At 44.8% G+C, this 12,883-nt stretch carries 9 protein-coding genes; 8 read left to right on the top strand and 1 reads right to left on the bottom strand.

Features of this window, described 5'->3' with window-relative positions; genetic code table 11:
* Positions 1–73: 73 nt before the first annotated feature.
* From G5B12_RS09225 to G5B12_RS09210, 4 genes are all read left to right on the top strand, one after another.
* Complete coding sequence (locus G5B12_RS09225; RefSeq protein WP_021976013.1) at positions 74–1,990, top strand: leucine-rich repeat protein; 1,917 nt, start codon at positions 74–76, stop codon at positions 1,988–1,990.
* A gap of 915 nt (positions 1,991–2,905) precedes the next feature.
* Positions 2,906–5,167 (top strand): formate C-acetyltransferase, encoded by a 2,262-nt coding sequence (gene pflB, locus G5B12_RS09220; RefSeq protein WP_244096075.1) that lies wholly within the window; start codon positions 2,906–2,908, stop codon positions 5,165–5,167.
* An 8-nt stretch (positions 5,168–5,175) separates the two neighbouring features.
* The gene (pflA, locus tag G5B12_RS09215; protein WP_118071711.1) at positions 5,176–5,925 is read left to right on the top strand and encodes a pyruvate formate-lyase-activating protein; all 750 of its coding nucleotides are present in this window, start codon (positions 5,176–5,178) and stop codon (positions 5,923–5,925) included.
* Positions 5,926–6,136: 211 nt separating this feature from the next.
* Positions 6,137–8,233, top strand: a complete 2,097-nt coding sequence (locus tag G5B12_RS09210) for a diguanylate cyclase (protein ID WP_174088085.1) — start codon at positions 6,137–6,139, stop codon at positions 8,231–8,233.
* 54 nt (positions 8,234–8,287) lie between these two features.
* On the opposite strand, the gene G5B12_RS09205 is transcribed toward G5B12_RS09210, so the two are convergent.
* Positions 8,288–9,028: a lysophospholipid acyltransferase family protein gene (locus G5B12_RS09205; protein WP_021976972.1), complete on the bottom strand. Its 741-nt coding sequence runs from the start codon at positions 9,026–9,028 to the stop codon at positions 8,288–8,290.
* Positions 9,029–9,170: 142 nt separating this feature from the next.
* On the opposite strand from G5B12_RS09205, the gene G5B12_RS09200 reads away from it, so the two are divergent.
* The 4 genes from G5B12_RS09200 (at position 9,171) to G5B12_RS09185 (ending at position 12,873) form a co-directional block, all read left to right on the top strand.
* Positions 9,171–9,590 carry a protease complex subunit PrcB family protein gene (locus G5B12_RS09200; RefSeq protein ID WP_021976973.1) on the top strand — a complete coding sequence of 140 codons (420 nt, stop codon included), beginning with the start codon at positions 9,171–9,173 and terminating at the stop codon, positions 9,588–9,590.
* 27 nt (positions 9,591–9,617) lie between these two features.
* A complete protein-coding gene (locus G5B12_RS09195) occupies positions 9,618–11,186 on the top strand; it encodes a DUF3794 and LysM peptidoglycan-binding domain-containing protein (RefSeq protein WP_174088084.1) in 1,569 nt (522 codons plus the stop codon).
* A gap of 114 nt (positions 11,187–11,300) precedes the next feature.
* Positions 11,301–12,182 (top strand): 4-(cytidine 5'-diphospho)-2-C-methyl-D-erythritol kinase, encoded by an 882-nt coding sequence (ispE, locus tag G5B12_RS09190; protein WP_021976975.1) that lies wholly within the window; start codon positions 11,301–11,303, stop codon positions 12,180–12,182.
* Positions 12,172–12,873, top strand: a complete 702-nt coding sequence (locus G5B12_RS09185; RefSeq protein ID WP_021976976.1) for a GntR family transcriptional regulator — start codon at positions 12,172–12,174, stop codon at positions 12,871–12,873. The genes ispE and G5B12_RS09185 overlap by 11 nt, the downstream gene beginning before the upstream one ends.
* Positions 12,874–12,883: the final 10 nt, after the last annotated feature.

Genomic DNA, 12,883 nt, shown 5'->3' with positions numbered 1-12,883 from the left:
TGTGTATAATACACAGGATCCATTTTTTGTATTCAAAAATGGGAAAAAGTTGCAGGAGAAGGAGGAAATATCTATGAAAAAGAAAGTGGTTTCATTACTGATCGCAGGTCTTATGATGCTGGAACCATGCACGATGGCAGATGCGGCAGATCTTTCTGACACGGAAGTGATCGAGCAGAGCGTGGAAAGCGCAGGGGATTCTGTGGAGACAGAAGCAATGGGGGAGACTCCAGAGGAGACAGGAGATATTGCAGAATCCGGGGCACAGGATACAGAGGTTTCCGAAGAGGGATCCGTCGATGAAGAAGAACTTTCTCTTGATGAAGGTGCGGAAGCAGTGCAGGATGTAAACGAAGAAGAGGGATTTGGAGATGGAGAAGAAGCAGATTTTTCTGATAATGCGGAAGCAGCTACAGATGTTGGCGCTTCAATCCAGAAATCAGGGCGTCTGTCAAATACGGTCACATGGGATTTTTATGACAATGGAGAGCTTGTGATCAATGGCACAGGAGCTGTTCCGGATATGCCGGATGGGCTTTTTACGCAGCCGTGGGCAGCATTCGACATTACCAGGGTAAAAGTCAGTGATGGAATCTCCACATTGGGTGCAAATACGTTTGCGAGTATGTTGTATCTGGAAGAAGTGGAACTAGGAAAAAATGTCAAAAAGATCGGAACAGAGGCATTTTACAATGACACCGTACTGAAAAAGATCAATTTTCCAGATGGCCTTACATCTGTAGGTGATGGAGCTTTCTGGTTCTGTGGAGGTCTGGAAGGAGAACTGAAACTTCCCAAAAGTATTACCAGCATAGGAAAAAAGGCTTTTAACGGCTGTGACAGCCTGAAAAGTATCGTATTGCCGGAGAGCCTGAGAGAAATTCCGGCAGGCGCATTTCAGTATGATTACAATGTTAAAAGAATATTCATTCCTGCAAGTATCACAAAAATCGACAAGACTGCGTTTGAAGGCTGTGATCCATCAGTGATCCAGTATACAGGAACACAGGCACAGTGGAAAAAGCTGCAGCTTGATACAGTTTTTAATCCGGATTTTATGAATATTGAGTATAATTTTGCATCAGATAAAGTAGATGAACATATCTGGAGCCAGGAAAGAGAATGGGACGGAGAAGATCCTTACGACTGCACGGTTGCAAGAACTAAAAGCTATCACTGCATCGTTTGCGGCGCAATCGACGAAAGAAGTACGGTTACCGTGCCAGGTAAGGAACATACCTGGAGTGCAGAGAAGATCTATGATGAAAAAAATGATATGGATTTTTATGACTGTACAAAGGGTGGAACCAAGAGTTATCATTGCAAAGAATGCGGTGCGATTGATAAAGATTCCACAGAACCGATCCTGCCGAGAAGTGCACATTCTTACGGACCGTGGGAAGTGACGCAGGAAGCTACCATAAGCCAGCCGGAAAAAAAGATGCGTACATGTAAAGTATGCTATCACACAAGTAGGGTAACCGGAAATAAGCTTACCCCAACCATAAAAGTTTCCAGAACAGCAGTAACTCTGAATCCACAGCAGAAGCTGACATCCCTTTATGTGACTTATAAAAAAGGTGATTCCGTGGTTTTCTGGAAATCCAGCAATACGAAGGTTGCCACAGTTACAAAACAGTCAAACGGAAAGTGTGTGGTTGTTGCTGGCAAAACTCCAGGCAAGGCAACTCTGACCGTTACACTCAAGAGTAACAAAAAAGCATATGTGACGGTGACTGTTCGTTCTGTTAAAACGACAAAGATCACAGGGGTAAAATCTTCCCTTGTCCTTCGGGTGAAGAAAACTGCCACATTGAAACCGGTTCTTACACCGAGAACCAGTACGGAGAAGATTACTTATAAATCAAGCAATACAAAAGTTGCGACTGTTACTTCTGCTGGTAAGATCATAGCGAAGAAAAAGGGTACGGCTTATATTTATGTGAAGTCCGGAAGTAAGACTGTGAAATGTAAGGTTGTAGTGAAATGATTTTTGGCTTTTGTGAAAAGTGGGGGGAAAACCGTGGGGAAGGGAAGCATTCGAAGTTGCGAAGGCCATTTCCCTTCCCCACACCCCAACCCTCCGGCCACGCCGCTGTGATGCGCTGTAGAGGGTGATAATTTATTGGCTCAGTCCTGTATGCTGCTGTATTGGCAGCGACAGGCTGAGCCGATTTTTTGTTTTACCGTACGGGAAAGCGGCCCGCATAGCGGGCCTGTTCCCTGAGATTCATTGGAAGAGTTGGTGGGCCTGTTCCCTGAGAGCGTCTTAAACATAATTGCGGTATGAAAGTCAAGCGGATATTCGCAATCCGCTTCGCTACGTAGCTCTACACCAAATAACTGCTCCGCAGTTTATCAGGAGGAGCTTGCACTCCTCATGATACAAGCAAGTCCCCACCCATTGCTTATTGCTTTTCGCAACCCCGCAGGGGACTTACTTGATTTGGTTAAAATTAATTACAAACAGAACAGGTCCCAGGAAACAACAGAAACAGGCTTGCCAAGCAGGCCGCATTTCGTCCAAAGCGAATAAAAATCGGCACAACGAACCACACTCAATACCGTAGAATCCATCGCCCCTCCGATAAACATACACATTCCCACAACCTGCAGCAAATTGCGTGGCCGGAGGGGAGGAGCGCGAGGAGGGGAAATGGCCTTCGCAACTGCGAAGTGCGTCTCCAGACACGCCCACAATGTACAATATTTAGTACAATTTTATCATTAATTTTATCAATAGTACAATCCCTTGTATATTATAAAAAACATACATCCAATCTGTTGACTTTAAAATCTGAATCTGGTATCTTATGGTCGTCATGAGAAATGTTATATATTACTAACTGCGCGGGCAGTGAACGAATAATCATTGAAACAGAACAAAGAAAGGATGTGCAACAAATTGGCAAAAGTTAATTTCGAGCAGTGGAACGGATTCAAAGGCGATCGTTGGAAAGAGAAGATCGACGTTCGTAACTTCATCAGCATGAACTACACACCATACGACGGAGATGCTTCCTTCCTGGAAGGACCTACAGAGGCTACAGATAAACTCTGGGGTAAACTTCAGCAGCTTCAGAAAGAGGAACGTGCAAAAGGCGGCGTTCTCGATATGGAGACAGAGGTAGTTACAGGTATCACAGCATATGGACCTGGATACATTGACGAAGATATGAAAGATCTCGAGCAGGTTGTAGGTCTTCAGACAGACAAACCTCTGAAACGTGCTTTCATGCCATACGGCGGAATCAAGATGGCAGAGCAGGCATGCGAGACTTACGGATACCACGTAAGCGACAAGATCAAAGACATCTTCAATAACTACGAGTTCAAGACACACAACCAGGGTGTATTCGACATCTACACACCAGAGATGAAGAGAGCACGTCACAATAAGATCCTTACAGGACTTCCGGATACTTACGGACGTGGACGTATCGTAGGTGATTACAGACGAGTAGCTCTTTACGGAATCGACGTCCTGATCGCAGGTAAAGAGAAAGACTTCGCAGCATGCGATCGTCAGGGTATGAGACGTTATGATTTCCAGCTTCGTGAGGAGATCGCAGACCAGATCCGCGCTCTGAAGAAGATGAAAGAAATGGCTCAGATCTATGGCTTTGATATTTCCCAGCCGGCTAAGAACGCAAAAGAAGCATTCCAGTGGCTGTACTTTGGATATCTTGCAGCGATCAAGACTCAGAACGGAGCTGCAATGAGTGTTGGACGTATCTCCACATTCCTTGATATCTATATTGAGAGAGACCTTGAGAACGGAACCCTTACAGAGAAAGAGGCACAGGAGCTTGTTGACCACATGGTAATGAAATTCCGTATGGTTAAATTTGCCCGTATCCCGTCTTACAATCAGCTCTTCTCCGGTGACCCGGTATGGGCAACTCTGGAAGTAGCAGGTATGGGACAGGACGGACGTTCCATGGTAACAAAGAACGACTACCGTTTCCTTCATACACTTGAGGATATGGGACCGGCTCCGGAGCCGAACCTTACTGTTCTCTATTCTTCAAGACTGCCTGAGAACTTCAAGAAATATGCAGCAGACATCTCTGTTACAACAAGTTCCATCCAGTACGAGAACGATGATGTTATGCGTCCGGTATGGGGCGATGACTACAGCATCTGCTGCTGTGTATCTGCTACAGAGACAGGTAAAGAGATGCAGTTCTTCGGCGCTCGTGCAAACCTTGCAAAATGCCTTCTTTACGCGATCAACGGTGGTGTTGATGAGAAGACAAAACAGCAGGTAGGACCACAGTACCAGCCGATCACTTCCGAGTACCTTGACTATGATGAAGTAATCCAGAAATACGACCAGATGATGGACTGGCTTGCACATCTGTATGTTGGAACACTGAACATGATCCACTACATGCATGATAAATACTACTATGAGGCAGCTGAGATGGCACTCATTGATACAAAGGTTGACCGTTCTTTTGCAACTGGTATCGCCGGATTCTCACATGTAGTAGATTCCCTTTCCGCTATCAAATATGCAAAAGTAAAAGCAATCCGTGACGAGGACGGAATCACAACAGACTTCCAGGTTGAGGGTGACTTCCCACGCTATGGTAACGATGATGACAGAGCAGATGAGATCGCAACAACACTGCTTTCCACATTCCTTGAGAAACTGAAACACATCCATACCTATCGTGATTCCAAGCCAACCACATCCATCCTTACCATCACATCCAACGTTGTATATGGTAAAGCTACAGGATCTCTTCCGGACGGAAGAAAAGCCGGTGAGCCTCTGGCACCGGGAGCTAACCCGTCTTACGGCGCAGAGCAGAACGGACTTCTTGCTTCCCTGAACTCTGTTGCAAAACTTGACTATGAGGATGCCCTTGACGGAATCTCCAATACTCAGACCATCAACCCGGATGCCCTTGGACATTCTGAGGAAGAGCGTACAGAGAACCTTGTAAACGTACTTGACGGATACTTTGACCGTGGTGCACATCACCTCAATGTAAACGTATTCGGTAAAGAAAAACTCATCGATGCTATGGAGCATCCGGAAAAAGAGGAGTATGCAAACTTCACGATCCGTGTTTCCGGATATGCTGTTAAGTTCATCGACCTTACAAGAGAGCAGCAGCTTGACGTTATCGCAAGAACCTGCCACGAAAGGATGTAATAAAAAATATGGACGACCAGAAAAAAATCACTGGCTACGTCCACTCACTGGAGAGCTTCGGCTCTGTTGACGGACCAGGAGTCCGGTATGTGATCTTTTTGAGCGGCTGTGCCATGCGCTGCCAGTTCTGCCACAATCCGGACACCTGGCAAATGAAAACAGGAACGGAGTACACAGCAGATGAGCTGCTTGAAAAAGCATGTCGATACCGCTCTTACTGGGGAAGTAAGGGCGGTATTACTGTGAGTGGAGGCGAGCCACTGTTACAGATCGATTTCCTCACTGAGCTTTTTAAGAAAGCCAAGAAACTTGGAATCCACACAACACTTGATACCAGCGGCAATCCTTACACAGAAGAGGGCCCATGGCATGAAAAATGGGAAGAGCTGATGAAATATACAGATCTTGTCATGCTGGATATCAAACATATTGATGAGGAACAGCACAAGATCCTCACAGGATGTACCAACAAAAATATCCTTGCCATGGCGAAGAAACTTTCCGATATGGGCATAGCCATGTGGATTCGCCATGTACTGGTACCGGAGCGCAATGATCGTGACGATTACCTTCATCGCCTGGCTGATTTTATCGGTACGCTGAAAACTGTAGAGAGAGTGGAAGTTCTTCCGTATCATACGCTCGGAATTTTCAAATGGGAAAACCTTCATCTTGACTATCCGTTGAAAGGTATTAATCCTCCAACAAAAGAACGGATTGAAAATGCGGAGAAAATCTTGGGAGCAGGTACACATTAACGCACATATCTGAGGCAGGCTTCGGGTCAAGCGGATATTCGCAATCCACTTCGCTACTTGCTCATAACCATATCACATGTCTAAAAATCGACATGGATATGGTTTTTTTATATTTCTCACTATACTTAAAAAAAAATTAGTGATATCATAGATATAATAGGTAATAAAAATGAAATGGAATACTATGGACAGGTAAAGCAAAGGAAGAAGAATGGGGACAAAAGATATCATGACAATGCAGGAAGTACAGGAGATGAAGCAGCAGCTGGAGCAGGTTTTTTCTATTGTACGTCTGCTGGATGGAGAAACACTGGAAACAGGAGAGGGAATAGAGCCCCCATGTCAGTGCTATTCCATATGGGGTAAGGACGAAAGATGTACTAACTGTATTTCCAGAAAAGCACTGAAAGAAAAACGCCAGAAAACAAAAATAGAAATAGTAGACTCTAAAGTTTATCAGGTAATTTCCAAATATCTGAATATTGATGGCAAACCATATATCATGGAAATGATCAATAATCTGGAAGATGACGATATCATTGATTCAGAAGACAGAGAGAATCTTCTTGCAGAACTCAGTGGATATGCGGATGAATTGTATAAAGACGCTCTTACAGGTGTTTTTAATCGAAGATATTATGAGGATAAGGTCAGAAATCTGGAGAGTTCTGCCGGCGTGGCTATGGTGGATCTGGATGATTTTAAACTTTATAACGATACCTATGGACATGATGCAGGTGATAAAGCATTAAAGGTAGTTGTGGAGGTTATCCGTCGACATGCACGTAAGACAGACAAGGTTGTTCGTTTCGGAGGAGATGAATTTCTTCTGCTGATACCGGACATCAATGTGGATAATTTTACCAAGAAACTGAAGGAAATCCAGGAAGAAGTTCATGCAGCCAGAGTACCTGGATATTCTCAGCTGAAGTTGTCAGTAAGTATTGGAGGAGTACTTTCTACCGGAGAAAAACTGGGAGAAGCAGTACTTCGTGCAGATAAGTTTATGTATCGTGCGAAACAGCGCAAAAATATGGTCGTGATCAGTGAAAATGAGATTGCAGGAAGAAACAGCGCACAGGAGATCCTTCTGCAGGATAAAACAAGGCTGACGATCCTGATCGTAGATGATTCCGAGATGAACCGCTGCATTTTGTCGGAAATGCTTGGAGCAGATTATGATATTCTGGAAGCGACCAATGGCGAGGAAGCCATCAAGCTTCTGAGACAGTATGAAACCGGAATCTCGCTTGTACTTCTTGACCTGGTAATGCCCGTAATGGATGGATTCGGTGTACTGAGTTATATGAACGAAAGAAACTGGATCGAGGATATTCCGGTTATCATGATTTCCGGGGAGGACTCTGTTTCTTATGTAAGACGGGCCTTTGATCTGGGAGTTGCAGATTATATCAAGAAACCGTTTGATGCGCAGATTGTATACAAGCGTGTTTATAATACCATTACTCTGTATGCGAAACAGAGAAGACTTCTGGTTCTTGTCACAGATCAGATTTACGAGAAAGAAAAAAATAACCGTATGATGATCAGCATCTTAAGCCAGATCGTGGAATTCAGAAATGGTGAAAGCGGTGCTCATGTTCTGCATATCAACATTATCACAGAACTGATTCTGGAAAGGCTGATACAGAAAACGGATCAGTATGATCTGTCCAGCTCTGTAAGAAGAATGATCGTTACAGCATCTGCGCTTCACGATATCGGAAAGATCGGTATAGATGATAAGATCCTGAATAAACCAGGCAGACTGACCAAGGAAGAATTCGAGGTTATCAAGACACACAGTGCCATCGGTGCTTCCATGCTGGAGAGCCTGGAATATTACAAAAACGAGCCGCTGGTTCGGATTGCCCATGATATCTGCAGATGGCATCATGAACGTTACGATGGAAAAGGCTACCCGGATGGCCTGAAGGGAGAAGAAATCCCGATTTCCGCACAGGTAGTTGCACTGGCTGATGTATATGATGCGCTGATCAGTGATCGTGTATATAAGAAAGCTTATTCCCATGAGAAAGCGGTTGAGATGATCATGAATGGAGAATGTGGAACTTTTAATCCGCTCCTCCTGGAATGTCTGAAAGATATTCAGGGCCGTCTGAAAGAAGAAATGACTACAATGTCAGAAGAACGTGCAGAAACTGCAGACAGCGGAAGCGCCACTTCAGAATTTGAAGGCTATGAAAAGACAAAAGAACAGCTCTTTAAATCCATGTCAGAAGATATTCGAAAAGAATATATAGATACTATCCCAACAATCGGGGGGGGGGAAAACAGACGTTCCTGAAAAGTAAATAAAAAATAACCAACGGAAACAAGAAAAGCTGATGTGATTCATGGATCACACCAGCTCTTTGTTTTTAATAAGCATTTCTTTGATAATATTCTGAGTATACGCACCCAGGTGACGCTGAGTATCCCGGTCAAGCTCAGATGGAATGATTGGTTTGCCGTACTCAATTACCACATGAGTAGGAGACATCTTTGGAAAATTGGCTTCCCAGATGTTTGCGGAATTGCTGATCGCGATAGGAATGATCGGACTCTTTGCTCTGGTTGCGATCTTGAAACTACCGTCATGAAATGACAGCATATCGGTTTCATCTGCGTTTTTGTTTCTGCTTCCTTCCGGGAAGATGCATACGGAGATTCCGGATTTTACATAATCTGCCGCCTGAAGGATGGTTTTCAGTCCCTGTTTGATATCCTCTCTGTCAAGGAAGAGGCAGTAGAGGTTACGCATCCAGTTGGAAAGCAGCGGGTAACGTTCCATTTCTTTCTTTGCAACATAACCGGTACGGATCGGGCAGCGGCTGTAGGTCAGCAGAATGTCAAAATAACTTCTGTGATTCGCCACATAGAGAACAGCCTGATCTTTCGGGACATTCTCTTCACCGATGACGGTGACCTTGGCACCTGTGATCCACAGGATAAATTTAAATATGGCCTGTACCATACGCAGAGAGCTGATATCCTTGGTCATTGGAGAGAATTTGCCGATGATCCATTCCACCAGAAGAACCGGGATCGTCAGCACCAGATAAGCGATGACAACGATACAGACAAGTATAAATCGAATCATGTCTTCTGTCCTTTCTATATTGTGATGCAGTTTTGCATCCTGACACCATTATACGAAGAATTTTCGATAGTTGCAATAAATCTTTCCCGGATTACATAGAATAAATACTGAGTAATGCAGGCTGCTGATAAAAGAGGGGATTATGAAAAGATCAGTTTTTCTGCTAATTGCTGTAATAACGGCTTTTCTGCTTTCCGGCTGCCGTTTCGTCCGGATCGAGGAGGAAGAGCGGAAACCGGTTGCCTATACAGTGGTAGAAAAGTCCGATATCCCGGAGGAACTTTCCCGGATCATGGAAGAAAAAAAGGAAAAAGAATTTCAGTTAAGTTATGAAACTGGAGAAGACCTGTATCTTGCAAAGGGATATGGCCGGCAGATGAGCGGAGGTTACAGTATCCAGGTGGAAGAACTTGGAGAATCCGGTAACGGGCTTTTTTTTGTTACAAGACTTCTTGGCCCGGAAGATCTGAAAGAAGCCGGAGTACCATCGTATCCCTGTATTGTGATAAAAACCTCAAGGCAGAAAAAACCGGTAACGTTCACAGAGGGAAGCGGCAGGTAAAAAAATTCTGAGAAAGGGGAACCGATTGTGGAATTAAAGAAGGAGATCATGCAGATACTGAAAGAAAAAAGCAGGGCAAAAAGCCAGATCACCTTTGATGAAGATTTTAATGTACCAGATGCGAAACCGGATGTGGGAAGGCTGATCCAGTATAAAGGAAGGATCAGTATGGATGATGTCCATCTCGCTGACGGAAAAGGGATCCTGAGAGGAGATCTGCAGGTAGATATTCTTTATGTGGGAGAAGAAAACGGAATTATCAGCAGCATTACGGCAAAATTGCCGTTTGAGGAAACACTGAACCTGAAAGACATTGTAAATGGAGATAAACTGTGCCTGAAGTGGGAGATTGAGGATCTTACCATCCGGCTGATCCATTCCAGAAAGCTGAATATCAAAGCACTGGTAACATTTTATGGAGCAGTAGATGAGACGGAGCAGGTTCGTCTTCCGGTAGCGCTGGATGCTACGGATATCTCTGTCAGAAAGAAAACAGTCCGATTTCTGGGACTTACCGTACATAAAAAAGATACCCTGCGTGTTAAGGATGAATATACCATTGCTTCCAACCGTCCGGACATTTCCGGCCTGATCTGGTATACCATGGATATACGGGGACTGGATCTGAAACCGGAAGAAAACATCGTAAAAGCAAGGGGAGAGCTGACGGTTTTTGTACTGTACGAATCAGAAGATACAGAGACACCGGTACAGTGGCTGGAATATTCACTTCCTTTTTCAGGAGAAGTGGAATGTCCGGATTGTACAGAAGAATTGATCCCGGATATTGAAGTTTCCGTGATGCACCAGAGCCTGGAAGTAAAGCCGGATGCAGATGGAGAGGAACGGATACTGGTTTCTGATGTAGTGCTGGAACTGGATATGAAATTTTTCCGGGAGGAAGAATATTCACTGGTTACAGATGTGTATACACCACTTCGGGAATGCGTTCCGGAAGGGAAAAATGAAGTTTTGGAAAAACTTCTGGTGCGGAATTTCTCCAGATGCCGGATCACTGACCGCATTCAGGTAAAAGAAACCCAGGGGAAAATCCTCCAGCTCTGTCACAGCCAGGGAAAAGTAAAGATCGATAAGACCAGGATCGTGGAAAACGGAGTGCAGGCAGATGGAGTGATCATGCTGAAGATCCTGTATATTATCGGAAACGACAGTATGCCTTTTTACTCCATGGAGGCCATGATCCCGTTTTCTCATGTGGTGGAAGCGAGAGGAATCCGGCCGGACAGCAGCTACCGGTTAAAGGCAGAACTGGAACAGCTTTCTGCAGCCATGGCGGACGGAAATGAGATCGAGATCCGGGCGTCAGTGGGCCTGAATCTTCTTGCAGTCATCCGGGAACCCGTATTTATCATTGACAAAGTGGAAGAAAAACCTCTGGATATGAAAAAGATCCAGGCTATGCCGGGAATCCTGATCTATATGGTAAAACCGGGAGATGAGCTGTGGGATATCGCAAGAAAATATCATACATCCATTGAAGAAATCTGCACTCTGAACGGGCTTAAGGAAAATCAGGAGCCATCTCCGGGAACACCGCTTCTTGTGGTGAAAAAAGTAGAAGGACAGATCAAATGAGAAAAAAACAGCAGAAAATGAAAAAAGCTGGAAAATTTTGCTGTTGAAAAGACTGCAAAAATCATATAAAATATACATATAAATACTGTATACAAAGTACAAATGGAGGGGCTTATGCGTTTAAAAGCAATGGCAAAGATCAATCTCGGACTTGATGTTCTGGGGAAGAGAGAGGACGGCTATCATGAGGTACGCATGATCATGCAGACCATCCGTATGTATGATATCCTGGATATCAGAAAGACGAAACGGCCGGGAATCGTGCTGACAACCAATCTTCCGTTTATTCCCACTGACAGCCGAAATCTTGTATATAAAGCAGCAGAGATGCTGATGGAAGAATTTGAAATAGAAGAGGGACTTTCCATTAAACTTCGCAAGTTCATTCCGGTAGCGGCAGGTATGGCAGGCGGAAGCTCTGATGCTGCGGCTGCATTTGTAGGTGTGAACCGGATGTTTCATCTGGGCCTGACGGAAGAGCAGCTGATGGAGCGCGCAGTGAAGGTAGGAGCAGATGTTCCGTACTGTATCATGCGTGGAACAGCCCTTGCAGAGGGAATCGGTGAGAAGCTGAAGCGACTTCCGAAAGTTCCGGAATGCTATGTGCTGGTAGGAAAACCGGGAATCAATGTTTCCACAAAAACCGCCTACGAAAATCTCAATCTGGCAGGAATCGGGAAACATCCGGATATCGATGGACTTATCAGGGATATTGAGGACGGTGATCTTTATGCCATGGCATCAAAAATGGAGAATGTATTTGAGCCTGGAATTATCCGTCAGTATCCTGTAATTGGAAATATCAAAGAACTCATGGAAGAAAAAGGAGCGCTGAAAGCGGTGATGAGCGGAAGCGGTCCAACGGTATTTGGTATTTTTGATAACAGAGATAAGATGGCGGCGGCAGCCAGAAGTCTCAGAAAGAGCGGACTGGCAAAAACAGTATTTGCCACGGATATTTACAACAGGGATGGAGGAGTTACAAATGACAAGTGATTTTTCTGTGGATATGAATGAGTATCTGCCACTTCGGGATGTTGTTTTTAACACCTTGAGGCAGGCAATTCTGAAAGGAGAACTGAAACCGGGGGAGAGACTTCTGGAGATCGCTCTTGCAGAGCGTCTGGGTGTCAGCAGAACACCGGTGCGTGAGGCCATGCGTAAGCTGGAGCAGGAAGGCCTTGTAGTGATGATCCCACGCCGGGGAGCCCAGGTTGCAAGCATCACCGAAAAAGATCTGAACGATGTTCTTGAGGTGCGTATCGCGCTTGAGAATGTAGCCATAGAAAAGGCATGTAAGCTGATCACAGAGGAGGAGCTTGGACGGCTCTGGGTAGCAGCCAAAGAATTCGAGAAAACAAAAGCAGAGGGAAATCTTGTTCGTCTTGCGGAGGCGGATGTGGCGTTCCATGAGATCATTTACCAGGCTTCCGATAACAAGCGTCTGAACCAGGTACTGAATAATCTCCGCGAGCAGATGTACCGCTACCGTGTGGAATATCTGAAGGAAGAGCAGACCAGAAATCTCCTTGTCAGCGAGCATGAAGAACTGGTAAAAGCGATCCGGGAGGGTGATGTGCAGAAAGCACAGGATATTTCTTTTCACCATCTGGAGAATCAGAGAATGGCAATTATCCGTACCATCCGTGCGGAAAATGCTGCCAGAGAATCCGAGAAAAAAGAATAAGAACCGGATA

It is taken from the genome of Blautia sp. MSK.20.85 (assembly GCF_013317245.1).
Classification (GTDB): Bacteria; Bacillota; Clostridia; order Lachnospirales; family Lachnospiraceae; genus Blautia_A.
Note: the sequence above shows the minus strand (reverse complement) of the source record. Positions and strands in the feature narration are given on the sequence as shown.